The 17519-nt window shown below is 60.7% G+C and carries 15 protein-coding genes; 8 read left to right on the top strand and 7 right to left on the bottom strand.

Features of this window, described 5'->3' with window-relative positions; translation table 11 throughout:
- The first annotated feature begins 179 nt into the window (after positions 1-179).
- Positions 180-740, top strand: coding sequence for an SRPBCC family protein (locus tag AC0Z42_RS01325; RefSeq protein ID WP_485466423.1), 561 nt, complete (start codon positions 180-182; stop codon positions 738-740).
- Between the two features lie 62 nt (positions 741-802).
- On the opposite strand, the gene AC0Z42_RS01330 is transcribed toward AC0Z42_RS01325, so the two are convergent.
- Positions 803-2308: a peptide MFS transporter gene (locus tag AC0Z42_RS01330; RefSeq protein ID WP_485466424.1), complete on the bottom strand. Its 1506-nt coding sequence runs from the start codon at positions 2306-2308 to the stop codon at positions 803-805.
- A gap of 308 nt (positions 2309-2616) precedes the next feature.
- Between AC0Z42_RS01330 and ppnN the strand changes: the two genes are divergently transcribed.
- Positions 2617-3987, top strand: a complete 1371-nt coding sequence (ppnN, locus tag AC0Z42_RS01335; protein WP_485466425.1) for a nucleotide 5'-monophosphate nucleosidase PpnN — start codon at positions 2617-2619, stop codon at positions 3985-3987.
- Between the two features lie 207 nt (positions 3988-4194).
- On the opposite strand, the gene lysS is transcribed toward ppnN, so the two are convergent.
- The 3 genes from lysS to prfB form a co-directional block, all read right to left on the bottom strand.
- The gene (gene lysS / locus AC0Z42_RS01340) at positions 4195-5724 is read right to left on the bottom strand and encodes a lysine--tRNA ligase (protein WP_485466426.1); all 1530 of its coding nucleotides are present in this window, start codon (positions 5722-5724) and stop codon (positions 4195-4197) included.
- A 22-nt stretch (positions 5725-5746) separates the two neighbouring features.
- The gene (locus AC0Z42_RS01345; protein WP_485466427.1) at positions 5747-6427 is read right to left on the bottom strand and encodes an HAD family hydrolase; all 681 of its coding nucleotides are present in this window, start codon (positions 6425-6427) and stop codon (positions 5747-5749) included.
- 15 nt (positions 6428-6442) lie between these two features.
- Positions 6443-7547 (bottom strand): peptide chain release factor 2 gene (gene prfB / locus AC0Z42_RS01350; RefSeq protein WP_485466428.1). Its coding sequence is split into 2 segments (ribosomal slippage): positions 6443-7465 and positions 7467-7547, totalling 1104 coding nucleotides; the frame shifts between segments, so codons are not numbered across the junction.
- A 222-nt stretch (positions 7548-7769) separates the two neighbouring features.
- Between prfB and AC0Z42_RS01355 the strand changes: the two genes are divergently transcribed.
- Positions 7770-9788: a bifunctional 2',3'-cyclic-nucleotide 2'-phosphodiesterase/3'-nucleotidase gene (locus AC0Z42_RS01355; protein WP_485466429.1), complete on the top strand. Its 2019-nt coding sequence runs from the start codon at positions 7770-7772 to the stop codon at positions 9786-9788.
- Positions 9789-9805: 17 nt separating this feature from the next.
- Positions 9806-10285, top strand: coding sequence for an SEL1-like repeat protein (locus AC0Z42_RS01360; RefSeq protein ID WP_485466430.1), 480 nt, complete (start codon positions 9806-9808; stop codon positions 10283-10285).
- Here the strand turns inward: AC0Z42_RS01360 and AC0Z42_RS01365 are convergent, their stop codons facing one another.
- Together AC0Z42_RS01365 and AC0Z42_RS01370 are read right to left on the bottom strand one after the other, a co-directional pair.
- Positions 10286-10702, bottom strand: coding sequence for a hypothetical protein (locus tag AC0Z42_RS01365; RefSeq protein WP_485466431.1), 417 nt, complete (start codon positions 10700-10702; stop codon positions 10286-10288).
- Between the two features lie 16 nt (positions 10703-10718).
- Positions 10719-11624, bottom strand: coding sequence for a hypothetical protein (locus AC0Z42_RS01370; protein WP_485466432.1), 906 nt, complete (start codon positions 11622-11624; stop codon positions 10719-10721).
- Positions 11625-11946: 322 nt separating this feature from the next.
- On the opposite strand from AC0Z42_RS01370, the gene AC0Z42_RS01375 reads away from it, so the two are divergent.
- The 4 genes from AC0Z42_RS01375 (at position 11947) to AC0Z42_RS01390 (ending at position 16782) form a co-directional block, all read left to right on the top strand.
- On the top strand, positions 11947-13104 hold the full coding sequence (locus tag AC0Z42_RS01375) for an ABC transporter substrate-binding protein (protein WP_485466433.1): 1158 nt from the start codon (positions 11947-11949) through the stop codon (positions 13102-13104).
- Positions 13105-13210: 106 nt separating this feature from the next.
- On the top strand, positions 13211-14101 hold the full coding sequence (locus AC0Z42_RS01380; RefSeq protein WP_485466434.1) for a branched-chain amino acid ABC transporter permease: 891 nt from the start codon (positions 13211-13213) through the stop codon (positions 14099-14101).
- A gap of 7 nt (positions 14102-14108) precedes the next feature.
- Positions 14109-16049, top strand: coding sequence for a branched-chain amino acid ABC transporter ATP-binding protein/permease (locus tag AC0Z42_RS01385; protein ID WP_485466435.1), 1941 nt, complete (start codon positions 14109-14111; stop codon positions 16047-16049).
- Positions 16050-16059: 10 nt separating this feature from the next.
- Positions 16060-16782, top strand: coding sequence for an ABC transporter ATP-binding protein (locus tag AC0Z42_RS01390; RefSeq protein ID WP_485466436.1), 723 nt, complete (start codon positions 16060-16062; stop codon positions 16780-16782).
- Here AC0Z42_RS01390 and AC0Z42_RS01395 read toward each other — a convergent pair.
- On the bottom strand, positions 16761-17450 hold the full coding sequence (locus AC0Z42_RS01395) for a hypothetical protein (RefSeq protein WP_485466437.1): 690 nt from the start codon (positions 17448-17450) through the stop codon (positions 16761-16763). The two genes, AC0Z42_RS01390 and AC0Z42_RS01395, sit on opposite strands and share 22 nt — an antisense overlap.
- Positions 17451-17519: the final 69 nt, after the last annotated feature.

Below are 17519 nucleotides of genomic sequence, written 5' to 3' on the forward strand. Positions count from 1 at the left end.
GTGGGGTGAGTTGGCGGTATTGTACCGCCCGGCATGGGCGCGGGCGCCGGACCGGGCAAAAAAACCGCTTATTGCCGAACTAATACGCATGGCGAAAGTCATAACCCAGACAGCTTGAGCATCTTGAAAGGTGCTCAGGGATGGTACGTAACGCTTTTTCATCACCAAGGAGGTCAACCATGCTGAATCGGATCGTGACTGTCGCCGCGCTTGCCGCGGGTGGCATCCTGTTGTCGCAGCAACTGAAAAAAACGCAAGGCCGCGGCGGGGGCGGCTCAGGCAGCAATTCGTCGGTGGAGGAGTCGATCGAGGTCAATGTGCCCTTGAGCGCCGCTTACAATCAATGGACACAGTTCGAGGATTTTCCGCAGTTTATGGAAAGCGTGCACGAACTGCGCCAGATTGACGACAAGCACCTGCATTGGCGGGCTGATGTGGCCGGCAAGGAAAAGGAATGGGACGCCGAAATCACCAGGCAGGTACCCGACCAGTGCATCGCCTGGCGCAGCACCAGCGGCGTCCGCAACAATGGCGAGGTGCGTTTCCAGAAGATATCCGATAACGCCACGCGCATCATCCTGAAAATGGACTACAAGCCGGAGGGCATGATCGAACAGCTGGGCGATGCATTGGGCGCGGTGCGGCTCGAGGCGCGTGGCAACTTGCAGCGCTTCAAGGACATGCTGGAAAGCCGGGGCAAGGAAACCGGCGCCTGGCGCGGCAGTATCGCCCAGCATTGAGACCGGGCAGGCGAAAAAAAACGGCGGCCCGCAGGCCGCCGTCCTGGTGATACACGGCGCGATTATTTCACGCCGTGCATCAGCTTGTTGATCAGCGGTGCGATCAGGAACAGCACCACGCCGGCGCCCAGCAGGGACCAGAAGCCGAAGGTGTAGCCGGCCAGGGCCGACGGTACCGACATGCCGCTGTCGCCGCTGACGTGGCTGGCGAAGATGCCCGACAGGTTGTTGCCGATACCGGTCGACAGGAACCAGCCGCCCATGCCCATGCCGACCAGGCGTACTGGCGCCAGCTTGGTGACCATCGACAGGCCGATAGGCGACAGGCACAGCTCGCCGATCGACTGGATCACGTAGACCATGAACAGGGTCCAGAACGGGATCTTGTTGTCGGCGCCAACCAGGCTCGACAGCGCGAAGATCAGCAGGCCGAAGGCGGCCGCATTACCCAGCAAGCCCAGGCCGAACTTGCGCGGGATCGATGGGTTGACGTTGTGGCGCGCCAGGAATACCCAGACTGCGGCGATGATCGGCGCGAAGACGATGATGGCCACCGAATTGACGGTCTGGAAGTAGGCGGTCGGGAAGGTCCAGAAGCCCAGGTTGCGATTGACGATGTTTTCAGCCAGGAAGGTAAACGAGCTGCCAGCCTGCTCGAAGAACATCCAGAACAAAATATTGAAGGCGAAAATCACCAGCATGGCGATGGTCTTGTCGCGGGCGACCTTGCCGTTGCGGATGCCTTCGATCATCAGCATGATGGCCAGGCCAACAAACAGAACGGTCAGCACGATCTGCAGGTTGGCGGCGCCAACGGTCAGCAGGAAGTACATCACGGGGATCACGCACAGGCAACCGAGCGCCACCCAGACCACGCGCATCGGATTGGCCGCCTGCGCTTCCGGTGCGCCGATGCCCTTGAGTGCGTTGCGGCCGATATAAAACCATACCAGGCTGATCAGCATGCCGAAGCCGGCCGCCATGAATACGACTTTGTACGACGGCATGCCGCCCGTGCCAAAGATCGATTCAGCCAGCCATTGGGTAAACACCGGAGCGACCATCGCGCCCATGTTGATGCCCATGTAGAAGATCGTGAAGCCGCTGTCGCGGCGCGGATCGGCAGTCGTGTACAGCTTGCCGACCATGGTCGAGATGTTCGGCTTGAACATGCCATTGCCGACGATCATGGTGGCCAGGCCCAGGTTGAAGATGTCCTGGTTGGGTACGGCGATGCAGAACAGGCCGGCAGCCATGAAGACGGCGCCCAGCAGGATCGAGCGCTGGTAACCGATCACGCGGTCGGCGATATAGCCGCCGAACAGGGCGCCGGCGTACACCAGCGCGAGGAAGGAACCATAGGTAAGGTTGGCCGCAGCCTGTCCCGATGCATCGCCGCCATGGAATTGGGCAACGATATACAGGACCAGCGCCCAGCGAACTCCGTAGAACGCGAAACGTTCCCAGAATTCAGTCATGAACAACATCCACAGTGGGCTAGGGTGGCCCATGATCTGCTTGAACTCGGGAATTACGGCTTCCTTGTTGGGCGTAGTCGCACCGCTCATGCGGTTCCTCCTGAAAATTATTATAGTCAATCGATAAAACAACCATATGGAATACCGCACGGCTGGCACTCTTGTGAAGTACCAGGCACACGGGAATTCCAATAGGCAGGCATTCTAATCTACAAATTGCGCTGAGCGAAGATTTCGATTTGCATTAGCAAGAATGACTGTTTCATATTGGTCAAACCGGTTGCGGGCAAGCAGGCAGGGCGCGGTTTTTTTCAAGGTGCAGCACAAGCGGCCCGACTTGTCGTATATTGGTGCTGCAACACATCCGAGGATCGATTTTTAAAGGGATTTTTCGCATTATGGAACACGACGTTATCGATGCTCTGGTTTCACCGGAAGGCCGCCTGGACGTGCTCTCCAAGACCGAAGTCAACAAATTGCTCGACACCAGCCAGGGCGGCCTGTACAACACTTTCCGCCGCTGCGCGCTGGCGGTACTGAACTGCGGCAGCACCATCGATGATGGCCGCGCCTTGCTCGAGCGCTATGAATCGTTCGATATTTCCATTATCCAGCGCGAGCGCGGCATCAAGCTCGACATCAAGGGCGCGCCGGTGATCGCCTTTGTCGACGGCAAGATGATCAAGGGCATCCACGAGCATCTGTTTGCCGTGCTGCGCGATATTATCTTTGTCAGCGACGAAGTGACGGGCAATCCGAAATTCGACTTGCACAGCACGGAAGGCGTGACCGACGCCGTGTTCCATATCCTGCGCAATGCCAATGTGCTGCAGACCCAGCTCAACCCGAACCTGGTGGTGTGCTGGGGCGGCCATTCGATCAACCGTGCCGAATACAATTATTCGAAGGAAGTGGGCTACCAGCTGGGCCTGCGCGGCCTCGATATCTGTACCGGCTGCGGCCCGGGCGCGATGAAGGGTCCGATGAAGGGCGCCACCATCGGCCACGCCAAGCAGCGCCTGCACAACGGCCGCTACCTGGGCATCACCGAGCCTGGCATTATCGCCGCTGAATCGCCGAACCCCATCGTCAACGACCTGGTGATCATGCCCGATATCGAAAAACGCCTGGAAGCGTTCGTGCGCGCCGGCCATGGCATCGTCGTGTTCCCGGGCGGCGCCGGCACGGCCGAGGAGATTTTGTATATCCTGGGCATCCTGCTGCACCCGGAAAACGCCGAGATTCCTTTCCCGCTGATTTTCACGGGCCCGGAAACCTCGCGAGAGTACTTCGTGCAGATCAACCAGTTCATCCACGACACCCTGGGACCGGAAGCGCAGCAGCGCTACAAGATCATTATCGACGACCCGGAACTGGTGGCGCGCGAAATGCTCGAAGGCATCAAGCAGGTGCGCGAATTCCGCAAGGCGCACAGCGACGCCTATTATTTCAACTGGCTGCTGAAAATTGACCACGAATTCCAGAAGCCTTTCCACCCAACGCATGAAAACATGCGCAACCTGAGCCTGCACAAAAACCAGGCCACGCATTTGCTGGCGGCCCAGTTGCGTCGCGCGTTCTCGGGCGTGGTGGCCGGCAACGTCAAGGACGATGGCATCCGCTCGATCGAAAAATACGGCAACTTCGAGATCCACGGCGACAAGGCCATCATGGGGCCGATGGATGCACTGCTGGCCTCGTTCGTGGCGCAGCACCGCATGAAGCTGGCGGGTACGGCGTATGTTCCGTGCTATACGGTGATTCAATAAACCCGATCATCCGGATATTGCTGTTGGTGTAAAAAAAAGCCGCCTGATCGCAAGATCAGGCGGCTTTTTTGCAGTGAAGTATCGAACACCTGAAAAATCGTAGCGAGCGGATGGGAGTTGCGGCTAAGAAGCGCAGCTGTGCTATAGCACAGTGAGCATCGCAGGCCGCAAATCGCGACGCGCAGTAGATTTTTCAGGTGTTCATCATTATTCTTCGCGGCGCAGGTGAGGGAACAGCAAGACGTCACGGATATTCGGCGAGTCCGTGATGATCATCATCAGGCGGTCGATGCCGATGCCGCAGCCGCCGGCTGGCGGCATGCCGTATTCGAGCGCGCGGATGTAGTCGGCGTCGTAGAACATCGCCTCTTCATCGCCGGCGTCCTTGGCGGCCACTTGCGCCAGGAAACGGGCCGACTGGTCTTCGGCGTCGTTCAGCTCGGAAAAGCCATTGGCGATTTCGCGGCCGACCATGAACAGCTCGAAGCGCTCGGTGATGCCGGCCACCGTGTCGGAGGCGCGCGCCAGTGGCGACACTTCGACCGGATAGTCGATGATATACGTCGGTTCCCACAGCTGGGCTTCAGCCGTTTCTTCGAACAGCGCCAGTTGCAGTGCGCCCAGGCCGGCGGTGGCGAACGGTTTCACGCCGAATTTCTTCAGCTCTTCCTTGATGAAGGCCGCGTCGTTCAATTGCTCCGCGGTGTAGTGCGGCGCGTATTTGTTGATGGCGCCAACGATGGTCAGGCGGTGGAATGGTTTTGCCAGGTCCAGTTCGCGCCCGCCGTAGGTCAGGGTGGCGGTGCCGTGGGCGTCGATGGCAGCCTGGCGGATCACCGCTTCGGTGAAGTCCATCAACCATTTGTAGTCGGTATAGGCCGCGTAGAATTCCATCATCGTGAATTCAGGATTGTGACGGATCGACACGCCTTCGTTGCGGAAGTTGCGGTTGATCTCGAACACGCGGTCAAAGCCGCCCACCACCAGGCGCTTCAGGTACAGCTCGGGCGCGATGCGCAGGTACATTTCCATGTCCAGCGCATTGTGGTGGGTGACGAACGGCTTGGCCGCCGCGCCACCGGGAATCGTGTGCAGCATCGGCGTTTCCACTTCCATGAATTCGTTCTTTTCCATGAAGCGGCGGATCGACGAGATGGCGGCGGTACGGGCCTTGAAGGTGCGGCGCGTCTCTTCGTTCATGATCAGGTCGACGTAGCGCTGGCGGTACTTGGTTTCCTGGTCGGCCAGGCCGTGGAATTTGTCCGGCAGCGGACGCAGCGACTTGGTGATCAGGCGCAGTTCCGACACCTTGATGGTCAGTTCGTCGGTCTTGGTCTTGAACAGGGTGCCCGTCACGCCCAGGATATCGCCCAGGTCGTAGTGGTGCAGCGCGGCCATGGCCGCTTCGCCGGTCAGGTCCAATGTCGCGTAGATCTGGATGCGGCCGTCGGCTTTCGGGCCCGAGGCATCCTGCAAGGTGGCGAATGCGGCTTTCTTGCCCGCTTCGCGCTTGAGCATCATGCGCCCTGCCAGCACCACGGCGACAGGTTCGGCTTCCAGTTCTTCGCGCGTCTTCGTGCCGTATTGGGCATGCAGATCGGCCGCCTTGTGTTCAGGGCGGAAATCGTTCGGGAAAGCGATGCCTTGTTCGCGCAGGGCGGCCAGCTTGACGCGGCGCTCGGCGATGATCTTGTTTTCATCGGGGGCGGCGGCTTGTTCTTGGATGTCCGTGGTCATGATTGTGGTCTGTTCTTGTTGATTAAATGGGTGTGGCCATGGCGGGCGTGCTGGCGAACAGCGCGTCGAGATCGAGTTCGGCAAAATTGGCGGCGATGCAGATCACGTTGTCGAATTCGGCAAAGGCCGACGCTGGCAAGGTGGTGGTCAGCACCACCGCGCGCATGCCGGCGCGGCGCGCCGCTTCCACGCCCAGCGGCGCGTCTTCGAAGACGATGCAGTTCTCTGGCAGCGCGCCCACTTTCTCGGCGCCGGCCAGGAACACGTCCGGGTTCGGCTTGCCGCGCGCAACGTCGCCGGCGCCGACGATGGCGTCGAACTTGCTGCGCAAGTCCAGGCCATCGAGCGTAAAGACGATGTTCTCGTCCGGCGCGGCGGTGCCGACTACCAGTTTGATACCGGCGGCGGCAGCCCTGGCGATGAGCAGGTCGAAGCCGGGCACGGTGGCCAGGTGCGGCGCGTACAGCTCGCGGTACAGCGCTTCCTTTTCGGCATTCAGGGTGACATGGTCGACATCTTCGCCCAGGTAGCTGCGCATGATTTCATGGCCCTGGCGCCCCGCCGTGTCGAGGAAAAAGGCATCGGGGTCGATCACATGACCACGGCGCTGGAAAAACTCCAGCCACGATTTGGTGTGGAAGGCCATGTTGTCGACGATGGTGCCATCCATGTCGAAGATCAAGGCACGCTGGGAAGTGGTCATCTGTGAGGTCAACTGTTATACGCCTTGTTTCAGGGAAGCGGAAATGAACTCGTCGATGTCGCCATCGAGTACGCCCTTGGTATTGCCCGTCTCGAAGCCGGTGCGCAAGTCCTTGATGCGGGACTGATCCAGCACGTAGGAACGGATCTGGTGGCCCCAGCCGACGTCGGTCTTCGAGTCTTCCAGCTTCTGCTGTTCGCTCATGCGCTTGCGCAATTCATGTTCGTACAGCTTGGCCTTCAGCATTTCCATCGCTTCGGCACGGTTGCGGTGCTGCGAACGGTCGTTCTGGCACTGCACCACGATGCCGGTCGGCGCGTGCGTCATGCGCACTGCGGAGTCGGTTTTATTGATGTGCTGGCCACCGGCGCCCGAGGCGCGGTAGGTATCGACGCGGATATCGGCCGGATTGACGTCGATCTCGATCGAATCGTCGACTTCCGGATACACGAACAGCGACGTAAACGAGGTGTGGCGGCCATTGGCCGAGTCGAACGGCGACTTGCGCACCAGGCGGTGCACGCCGGTTTCCGTGCGCAGGAAGCCATAGGCGTGATCGCCTTCGACTTTCAGGGTGGCGGTCTTGATGCCGGCCACCTCGCCATCGGATTGCTCGAGGATCTCGACCTTGAAGCCCTTGCGTTCGCAATAGCGCAGGTACTGGCGCAGCAGCATCGAGGCCCAGTCCTGGGCTTCGGTACCGCCGGCGCCCGCCTGGATGTCGATGAAGCAGTTGTTCGGGTCCATCGGATTGTTGAACATCCGGCGGAACTCCATGCTTTCGATGACCTTGAGGATCTCCTGCACGTCGCCTTCGATCGCTTCAAGCGTCTCGTCGTCGCCTTCTTCGCGGGCCATGGCAAACAGATCCGCCGTGTCGCGCAGGTCGGCGTCGGCCTTGGTCAGGGTAAAGACGATGGCTTCGAGTGCCTTCTTCTCTTTACCGAGATCCTGGGCGCGCTTGGGATCGTTCCAGACGGTAGGGTCTTCCAGTTCTTCGTTGACTTGCTCTAGTTTCTCCGACTTGACAGTGAAGTCAAAGATACCTCCGAAGTTCGGCTTCGCGGACCGTCAGGTCGGAGAGCAGGGCGGAGATGATATTGATGCGTTCGGCTTCCATGATTTTCTAGTCTTCTATGGTGAAATCAAACCCTGCATTATACGCGAGCACAAACGGTTTCTCACGGCAGCATGGCGCAATTACGGCTTTGGCAAGCAATAATCGGCTATTTTTCTTCCAAACATCACCTGTTCATGCTGGCGGCATGGCAGGGAATCGCTTGATGGCGCCAGCGGTGCTGCGTATGATGCTGGCGATATTGTCTTTCCATAGGAATACATCATGCGTCAACTTCCCTGTCTCGCCCTGTTGCCAATGCTGCTGGCCGGCTGTGGTGTCTTGTCGCCGGCGACCACGCCAGCGTCCACCCCGGCCGGCAGCACGGCTACGCTGGCGCTGCTGGAGACGACAGACTTGCACGCCAATGTGCTCAGCTATGACTATTACAAGCTGCAGGACGAGCCGTCGATCGGCCTGGAACGCACGGCCGCCCTGATCTCCCAGGCGCGCGGCGAATTTCCGAACAACCTGCTGCTCGACAATGGCGACACCATCCAGGGCACGGCGCTGGCCGACTACCAGGCGCTGGTCAAACCGCTGGCCTGCGACCAGACGCTGGCCATCTACAAGGCGATGAATTTGCTGAAGGTCGATGGCGGCGGCATCGGCAACCATGAATTCAATTATGGCCTGGCCTTCCTGAGCCAGGTGACGGGCAACCGCTTCGATGTCGACAGCGTCGATGCAGCCAAACCGCGCTGCGCCGGGCCGCAGTTCCCGCAAGTGCTGGCCAATGTCTACAGCGTAAAAAGCGGCAAGCCGCTGTTCGCGCCGTATCACATTATCGACAAGCAAATCACCGCAGTCGGCGCCGATGGCAAGATGATTACCAGCACGGTGAAGGTCGGCATCATCAGCTTCGCGCCGCCGACCATCATGTCGTGGGACAAGCGCTGGCTGGAAGGGCGCGTCTATACGCAAGGGGTGCGCGAGACAGCGGAAAAATTCATCCCTGAAATGCGCGCCAGGGGCGCCGAGCTGGTGGTGGCCATTTCGCACGGCGGCCTGGACAACAGCCCATATTCGCCGACCATGGAAAACGGCAATTATTACTTGTCGCAAGTGCCGGGCGTGGACGCCATGCTGATCGGCCACTCGCACCAGCTGTTCCCGAACGCGGCCAGCACCGTGCCGCAATTTAATTTGCCTGGCGTCGACAAGGCCCGTGGCCTGGTCAATGGCGTGCCGACCGTAATGGCCAATCTGTGGGGCAAGCACCTGGGCGTGATTGGCCTGCGCCTGCGCCACGATGGCAAGCAGTGGGTCATCGACAAGGCGCAAACCACGGTCGAGGCGCGCGGCATCCAGAACGCCGACAAGAGTTATGTCGAACCGGACGCGGCGATCGCAAAACTGGTGGCGGCCGAACATGCTGCCACCATCGCCTATGTGCAAACGCCGGTCGGCGCTACCGATTTCCGCATGTCGACCTATTTTGCCGACGTCGGCGACATCAGCGCCATCGAAGTGGTGAACCAGGCGCAGACGGCTTACCTGGCAGCCTATGTCAAGGCCAATCTGCCGCAGTACGCCAGCTTGCCGGTGCTGTCGATGTCGTCGCCGTTCAAGAGCGGTTCGGCTGGCGTCACCGACTATACCGATGTAAAGGCCGGCAATGTGGCGCTCAACAATGCAGCCGACCTGTACCTGTATCCGAACGCCCTGTACGGCGTCAAGATGACGGGCGCGGAACTGAAAGCCTGGCTGGAACACTCTGCCCGGCGCTTCAATACCATCGATCCGAACCAGGCGGCGCCGCAGGAACTGATCAATACAGCCCATCCGAGCTACAACTTCGACACCATCACCAGCAAAGATATCAGCTACGAGATCGATGTGACGCAGCCACCCGGCCAGCGCATCAAGGGTTTGAGCTACCAGGGCAAGGCGGTCGACGCGCAACAGGAATTTCTGATCGCCACCAATAACTACCGCGCCAGCGGCGGCGGCAATTTCCCTGGCCTGGACGGCAGCAAGACGGTGCTGGCCTCGCCCGACAACAACCGCGACTTGCTGATCGCCTATGTCACGCAAGAAAAGGCGCTGACGCGCGCGAAAAACGGCGCAGCACGCAGCTGGCGCTTTGCCAGGGCCGCCACCAAGGGCCCGGTAGTGTTCCATACGGCGCCCAACGTGCTTGATCTGGCGCAAGCGGCCGGCATCGGCAATGTGACACAGCTGAAGGCTGACGATGGCGCGGGCAAGGGCTTTGCGCTGTATCAGCTCGACCTGTCCAAGTGAGGTTGCATGCGCTGCTGATGGCCGCGCTGCTGGCACTCGCCCCAGCTGCTGCTGCGCAGGACATCAGCGCGCAAGTGGCGCAGGCCAGGCTTTTGATGCGCTCGGGCGAGGCCGGTGCACCGCAGGCGCGGCTGCTGTTCGAACAGGCGGCCGGCAAGGGTAGCGGCGCGGCCGCATATTACCTGGGGCTGATGCTCAAGAACGGCATGGGTGGCGCGCAGGACAGTGCTGCCGCCTTGCACTGGCTGGAACTGGCGGGACAGCGCCAGGTGGCGCCAGCGATGTTTGTCGCGGCCAATATGTTGATGGCTAGCGATGCGGCCCGGGCGCGCCACTGGCTCGACGCCGCCTGCGCGCTGGACTATCCGGAAGCGCTGATGCAAAAGGCCATCGCCTTGCAGGAGGGTACGATGGGCCATGCGGTGGACCCGAAGCAGGCGGCCTTGTACTTCAAGATGGCGGAACATGCGATGGGACACCGCCAGCCGGAGCCCTAGTCAGGATGGCGCATCATCTTTTTTCGGCTTGCTGCGCAGGCTGGCGGCCGCCTCCAGCAACGCGCCCGGATCGCGCGACAAGATGGCGGCGCCCAGGTTGACCAGCTTGGCTGCCGTGTCAATGCCGGCCTTGATGTCGGTGATGCGCTTGAGCCTGGCCTTGCCCTTGTCTATCGCCTGTAACACGTCGCCGCTGGCTTGCTGCGCATCCTCGGTGATCAGATAGATGCCGTAGGCGCGAAACAGCGATACCAGCATGTCCAGGTGGTCTTCATGTTTTTCCAGCAGCACCTGTTCTTCCTGCGACAAGGTGGCGCGCTGGCGGATACGCAAGTCCAGCAGCAGGCTCGATGCCTGGGCCAGGCTGTCGGCGATGGCGTAGGTCTCTTCTTTCGTCAATGCATGGGGCGTGGCCATGATGGGCTCCTGTCAGTTACCAGCGTGAGGGCGAGGGCAGGGCGACCTGGCGTTCCAGCACGGCGACGCGCTGCGCAAAATCGTCGACCTGGGCCAGCGCTTGCGGATCCTGCAGGTTGTCGAGATGCGCGGCCAGTGCCGCCAGGCTCTGTTGCATGGCCGTGATCGCCTCCACATAGGCGGTGGCGGCCTGTTGCCGCTGCGCCAGCAGCTTGCTTTCCTGATACAAATGGGTACCGACATAATTGGCAGCCAGCGGTTCCGTGCCCGACATGGCGCCGACGGCGCCACGCAACTGGCCTACTTCGCGCGCCTCCTCGCGCAGATTGGGCAGGTGGATGCGCAGCGCATATTCCTTGAGCGCATTGCTGGTGATATTGACGGCCTCTTGCTGCGCCAGCAGCTCGCGCAGGCTGGCTTTCTGCATGCGCTGGGTTGCCATGGCGCTCAGGTAGCGCGCCAGTTTCATGACAATCGACAATTGACTGGCGTCCAGCAACGGCGTGCCGTCGCCTGGTTGCTCCAGTCCACCGAGCGCCTCGTCCAGCCCCTTGAATTGTTCTTTGTAAGACGGTAATTTTTTGTCGGAGGTGTCCGCCAGCACCTTGCCATACGCGATCAGCACATCGTTGAGCGCGACCAGGCGCGGACTCATCTTTTCTTCCATGATGCAGCGCTGGCGCGCCGCCTGTTCGCTGGCCTGTGCGTCAAAGCGCGTCGCCGTGATCAATTGCCGGCGCATGGCTTTTGCCATGCAACTGTCGGCCGCACCAGCGAGCACGGGATGGATGGCGGCGGACATTTTTTGTGTCTGTTCGCCCACGCTGCGCACGGAACCGAGATTGCTGGCGCAGCCGCTCAGCAGCAGGCCTGCAAGCAGGCCGATGGCGGCCGGGCGATGAAGGAATGAACGGCTTTGCATGGGGCCTCCGGACGATGTTGTTGGCGAGACAGCCTTGCCTGCGAGCGCTGGCATCGCTGACCTTAGCATGGGCGTGCAGCGTCACATTGCGCCAGGTCAGTCCGTTTGAAGAGTGCAGGACACCCATTTTGAGTCATAGATTCCTTACAGAATACTGACAGCCGTTCATGCAATATGTTGTTTTTGATATGTTGCGACGCGTCATATGTAGTTGTTGCTGGGGGTACATTACTAACCTACAATGATTTATCGATGGGGCGGTTATCCAGCGTACGACTATAAAAATAAGTGGCTTAAAAACGTTGTATCAGAGGAGATGACAATGAAGTTCAAACAGAAATTGCTTGTGGCAAGTTTGGTGTTGGGTTTCTCGCAAATGGCGGTCGCAGCCGACCCGATCAAGATTGGCGTATCGGGTCCGTTTACGGGCGGCTCTGCGCCGATGGGCGTGTCGATGCGCGACGGCGTGAAGCTGGCCGTAGCCGAAATCAATGCCAAGGGCGGCGTGCTGGGCCGTTCGCTGCTGCTGATCGAGCGCGACGACGAAGCCAAGAACGAACGCGGCGTGCAGATCGCCCAGGAACTGATCAACAAGGAAAAAGTCGCCGCCACCGTCGGCTATATCAACACGGGCGTGGCGCTGGCCTCGCAGCGCTTCTACCAGGAAGCCAAGATTCCCGTGATGAACAATGTGGCCACCGGCTCCATCGTCACCAAGCAGTTTGCCGACCAGCCTGAAAACTATATCTTCCGCAACGCCGCCAACGACCAGATCCAGTCGCACATGATCGTCGAGGAAGCCGTCACGCGCCGCAATTTCAAGAAAGTGGCGATCCTGGCCGACTCCACCAACTACGGCCAGCTGGGCCGTGAAGACCTGGAAAAAGCGCTCGACAAAAAGGGCCTGAAAGCGGTGGTGGTCGAGAAATACAACATCAAGGACGTCGACATGACGGCCCAGCTGCTCAAAGCCAAGCAGGCCGGCGCCGAAGTGGTGCTGACCTACGGCATCGGCCCGGAACTGGCGCAAATTGCCAACGGCATGGAAAAACTGGGCTGGAAAGTGCCGCTGATCGGCAGCTGGACCCTGGCCATGGGCAACTTCATCGACAATGCCGGCAAGAACGGCAACGGCACGCGCATGCCGCAAACCTTTATCCAGGACGCCAGCACGCCCAAGCGCAAGGCCTTTATCGACGCCTATGTAGCCACCTACAAGCCATCGGGCGGGCGCATGCCGTCGGCCGTGTCGGCTGCGCAAGGCTACGATTCCATCTACCTGCTCGCTGCGGCCTTCAAGCAGGCCGGTGGCACCGATGGCCCGAAAGTGCGCGCCGCACTGGAAAACCTGACGGAAAAAGTGGAAGGCGCCGTCACCACCTACGACAAACCGTTCAGCAAGACCGACCATGAAGCGATTACCGCCGACCTGACGGTGTTTGGCGAAGTCAAGGACGGCAAGGTCGTGCAGGCCAAATAAGCCCGCGTTCAGATCTTGTCCCGTGGCCAGCCTTGAGTGAATCAAGCCTGGCCATTCTTTTGTCGTCCGTCGGCAGATACTTTCCTGCCGCCACCCGGGGAATACCATGGAAATCTTCCTGCAGCTAGTCTTTAGCGGCGTTGCATTGGGCATGATTTATGCCGTCATCGCTTTTGGCTATCAACTCACCTTTGCCACTTCCGGCACCCTCAATTTCGGCCAGGGCGAGTCCCTGATGCTGGGCGCGCTGGTTGGCCTGTCACTGGTGGGCACCATCCACGGCGGCCCCTACATGAGCTATCTGCTGATGATCCCGATCGTCATCGCCTTCGGCGCGCTGCAGGGCGTGTTCGTCGAGTGGATCGGCGTGCGGCCCGCGATCAAGATCAAGTCCGAATTCGGCTGGATCATGTCGACCATCGCGCTTGCAATCATCTTTAAAAACGTGGCGGAAAACATCTGGGGCAAGGATGACCTGATGTTCCCTTCGCCGCTCAGCTCGGCGCCGTTCCAGCTATTCGGCGCCAATGTGCAACAGATGCAGGTGGCGGTGATCATCGGCGCGCTGGCCATCATGCTGGCGGTCGAACTGTTCAACCGCAAGTCGATCTACGGCAAGGCCGTGGTGGCCACCGCCAACGACCGCGACGCGGCCGGTTTGATGGGTATCAATACCGGCATGGTGATCACGTTTTCTTATGCGCTGTCGTCCGCCACGGCTGCGTTTGCCGGCGTGCTGGTCGCACCCCTGACACTGACCGGCGCCACCATGGGCGCTTCGCTGGGCCTGAAAGCGTTTGCGGTGGCGATTATCGGCGGGCTGACCTCGGGCGTGGGCGCCATCGTCGGCGGCCTGATCCTGGGCATCGCCGAGACCACTACCGGCTATTACATCTCCACCGGCTACAAGGAAGTGCCGGGCCTGCTGTTGCTGCTGCTGGTGTTGGCCATCAAGCCGTCCGGCCTGTTCGGCAAAGCCGCGATCAAGAAAGTCTGAGGAATATATGAACAACATCACCAAGCTGGCGCTAAGCCTGGCAGGGCTGGCCGTGCTCGCGCTGTTCCCGGTCGTTATCCCGAATCCCTACTATATTCACCTTGCCGAAACCATATTGATCTACGCCATCCTGCTGTTCGGCCTCGATATCGTGGTCGGCTACACGGGCCAGGTGTCGCTGGGCCACGCCGGCTTGTTCGGCATCGGCTCGTACGCCACGGGCGTGCTGGTATTCAAGCTGGGCCTGCCGTTCTGGCTGGCCATGCCCGCCAGCATCGTGGGCGCTGCCGTATTCGGTGCCATCCTGGCCTTGCCGGCCTTGCGCGTGACGGGCCCGTACCTGGCCATGGTCACCTTGGCTTTCGGCACCATCGTACAAATTTTGATCAACGAGATGAGCTTCCTGACTGAAGGCCCGATGGGCATCAAGATCCACAAGCCGTCGATGTTCGGCCATAAACTGTCGGAAGTCGAGTATTACTACATGGTGGCCGCGCTGATGGTGATCTCGCTGATCGTGGTGCACCGCATCCTGAAATCGAACCTGGGCCGCGCCTTCGAGGCGCTGCGCGACAGCCCGATCGCCTCGGACTGCATGGGCGTATCGGTGTATCGCTACAAGGTCTATGCGTTTGTCATCAGCGCCGGTTTCGCCGGCCTGGCCGGCAGCCTGTATGCGTACTCGGAAGAATATATCTCGCCGAATACCTACAACTTCGAGCTGACGATATTGTTCCTGCTGGCCGTGATCATGGGCGGACGCAAGACGCGCTCGGGTTCATTGATCGGCGCGCTGATTGTCGTGATGCTGCCCAGCCTGCTGTCGGACATCGAATTGTTCCGCAAGATTGCGGTGGCCGCCGCCGTGCTGGGTGTGATCGGTTCTGCATTCATGCTGGCCAGGAAACGCACTACCGTGCGCGGCGTGATCGTGCCGGTGGTGGCCACCATCGGCCTGGCCGCGTTTTCCTACAAGCTCGACAATATGGTCGACTGGCGTTTGACCATCTTTGGCCTGATGACCCTGTTCGTCGTGTACTACCTGCAAGACGGCATCGTCGGCTTCCTGATGAGCTTTGTCGGCAAGGGCCGGCGCCATGTGGCTGCCGTGGCCGCCACGGGGGTGGCGCCATTTGACCACGCGCAAGGTGGCCAGCAGGGTGCGACCTTGCTGCGGGTGGACCAGGCGCTGATGCAGTTCGGCGGCCTGAAAGCGCTGAACCAGGTCGACCTGAACGTCACGCAAGGCTCGGTCCATGGCCTGATCGGGCCGAACGGCTCCGGCAAGAGCACCATGATGAATGTGCTGACCGGCATCTACAAGCCGACCGCCGGCAAGGTGGAATTTGCCGGCGCCGTGATTTCGGGCCGCACGCCGTCCGAAATTGCCTTGGGCGGCGTGGCGCGCACGTTCCAGAACGTGCAGCTGTTCGGCGAAATGACGGCCACCGAAAACGTGCTGGTGGGACTGCACAACACGTTTCAGTCCAACGTGCTCGACGTGATGCTGCAGACGCCGCGCTACAAGCGCGAGGAAAAGGCGGCGCGTGCGCGGGCCGCCAGCATCCTTGAATTCGTCGGCCTGGCGGACCTGGCCAACGAGGAGGCGCGCAACCTGCCGTATGGCAAGCAGCGGCTGCTGGAAATCGGCCGCGCGCTGGGGCTCAATCCACGTTTGCTGCTGCTCGATGAACCGGCCGCGGGGCTTACCGCGCCCGATATCAAGGAACTGATGGCGATCATCCGCAAGATCCGCGAACACGGCATCACCATCATTCTGATCGAGCACCATATGGACGTGGTGATGGCCTTGTCCGACGTGGTGACGGTGCTGGACTTTGGCCAGAAGATTGCCGAAGGCATCCCGAGTGCCGTGCAGAGCGATCCGAAAGTGATCGAAGCCTATCTGGGCGGCAGCGAAGAGACCCTGGCCACCGCGCCCCATTGAGAGGAAGACCATGCTGACCATTAACAATCTGCATGCCGCCTACGGCAAAGTCGAAGTGCTGCACGGCATTTCCCTGGAGGTGCCCAAAGGCAAGCTGGTCACCCTGATCGGCTCGAACGGCGCCGGCAAGACCACCACCATGCGCGCCATTTCCGGCATGATCAAGCCCAAGTCGGGCAGCGTCACCCTGGGTGGCAAGGACGTGACGGGTCTCGATTCGCACAAGATCGCCCGCGCCGGCCTGGCCCATTCGCCGGAAGGGCGGCGCGTGTTCGCCTCGATGTCGGTCACCGACAATCTGCTGCTGGGCGCTTTTCCCCGCTTTACGCGGGCGCGGCCGAAAGGCGATATCAAGCGCGACCTGGAAAAGGCGCTGGAACTGTTTCCTCGCTTGAAAGAGCGCCAGCACCAGCTGGCCGGCACCTTGTCCGGCGGCGAGCAGCAGATGCTGGCCATGGCGCGCGCCGTGATGCTGAACCCGGAAGTGATTTTGCTCGACGAACCGTCGATGGGCCTGGCGCCGATCCTGGTGGAAGAAGTGTTCCGCATTATCACGCGGCTGAAGGGCGAGGGCGTGACCATGCTGCTGGTGGAACAGTTCGCCGCCGCCGCCCTGAACGTGGCCGATTATGGCTATGTGCTGGAAAACGGCAGCATCTCGGTGCATGGTCCCGCGCACAGCCTCAAAACCGATCCGAAGGTGATTGCGGCCTACCTGGGCGGCGGGCACTGAGCGAACATTTCCTCCAGTCGCGCATCGCGTGCATGCAGCAACAGCACGCAATGCATGGATGGGGAGGGCTCAAAAAACAGGCTGTAGCCGTTGCCAAAAATGCCGGGGCCGGCCAGGGTGCGCGTCCAGCGTACCGTGCCGGCTGCCTTTGTGATGCGGGTATAGGTAACCTGCCTGGCGTCGCCATCGATATCATCAATATCGTACTGTGCCTCGAACGGCGCCAGTGCGCGCGCACTTTTCAGCTGTTGGTTGACCAGGCGCCGTGCCAGGGTGCGCCACAGCCATTCCCACGGCTGCTGCTGCCAGCTGATCACGCGCGGCACCAGCACCAGCAAGGCAAAAATCAGGCCGAAAAAAGCCAGGCAAACAAGGTCCAGCCGAACGCCGTGCACCAGCAGGCCGCCACCCACGGCAAACGCCAGCGCCGTCGCCAGGCCGATCACGCTGCTCCATACCATCACGGCGTGCATCTTGGGCGCGCGCGCAAATGCCTGCTGCATCTGCCGCTCACTGGCCTGCAGTCGCTGGTCGACGCCGCCGCGCACCCGGTTCGCCAGCAGCCTGGCGTGGAAGTGCGCTTCGAGGGCTGGCGCCATGCGTTCGAGCGCGGCCGCGTCGATCAGCGTGCGCAGGCGCAAAGGAGGGTGAGCTGGGGTGGTTTGCATGCGGTATCAGTTCGCCAAGTGCGGGGCCCGCCATGTTAGCCGACAGACGCGGTTTTGGCGAACACTGCC

This window comes from Janthinobacterium sp. 1L-D-8-B-C4, from assembly GCF_057291295.1.

Excerpts from the sequence above, each read along its gene's own strand:
- AC0Z42_RS01330 (WP_485466424.1), bottom strand. The coding sequence starts at position 2,308 with ATGAGCGGTGCGACTACGCCCAACAAGGAAGCCGTAATTCCCGAGTTC.
- AC0Z42_RS01395 (WP_485466437.1), bottom strand. The coding sequence starts at position 17,450 with ATGCAAACCACCCCAGCTCACCCTCCTTTGCGCCTGCGCACGCTGATC.
- AC0Z42_RS01375 (WP_485466433.1), top strand. The coding sequence starts at position 11,947 with ATGAAGTTCAAACAGAAATTGCTTGTGGCAAGTTTGGTGTTGGGTTTC.
- AC0Z42_RS01345 (WP_485466427.1), bottom strand. The coding sequence starts at position 6,427 with ATGACCACTTCCCAGCGTGCCTTGATCTTCGACATGGATGGCACCATC.
- AC0Z42_RS01325 (WP_485466423.1), top strand. The coding sequence starts at position 180 with ATGCTGAATCGGATCGTGACTGTCGCCGCGCTTGCCGCGGGTGGCATC.
- AC0Z42_RS01360 (WP_485466430.1), top strand. The coding sequence starts at position 9,806 with ATGGCCGCGCTGCTGGCACTCGCCCCAGCTGCTGCTGCGCAGGACATC.
- ppnN (WP_485466425.1), top strand. The coding sequence starts at position 2,617 with ATGGAACACGACGTTATCGATGCTCTGGTTTCACCGGAAGGCCGCCTG.
- AC0Z42_RS01380 (WP_485466434.1), top strand. The coding sequence starts at position 13,211 with ATGGAAATCTTCCTGCAGCTAGTCTTTAGCGGCGTTGCATTGGGCATG.
- AC0Z42_RS01385 (WP_485466435.1), top strand. The coding sequence starts at position 14,109 with ATGAACAACATCACCAAGCTGGCGCTAAGCCTGGCAGGGCTGGCCGTG.
- AC0Z42_RS01365 (WP_485466431.1), bottom strand. The coding sequence starts at position 10,702 with ATGGCCACGCCCCATGCATTGACGAAAGAAGAGACCTACGCCATCGCC.
- AC0Z42_RS01355 (WP_485466429.1), top strand. The coding sequence starts at position 7,770 with ATGCGTCAACTTCCCTGTCTCGCCCTGTTGCCAATGCTGCTGGCCGGC.
- AC0Z42_RS01390 (WP_485466436.1), top strand. The coding sequence starts at position 16,060 with ATGCTGACCATTAACAATCTGCATGCCGCCTACGGCAAAGTCGAAGTG.
- lysS (WP_485466426.1), bottom strand. The coding sequence starts at position 5,724 with ATGACCACGGACATCCAAGAACAAGCCGCCGCCCCCGATGAAAACAAG.
- AC0Z42_RS01370 (WP_485466432.1), bottom strand. The coding sequence starts at position 11,624 with ATGCAAAGCCGTTCATTCCTTCATCGCCCGGCCGCCATCGGCCTGCTT.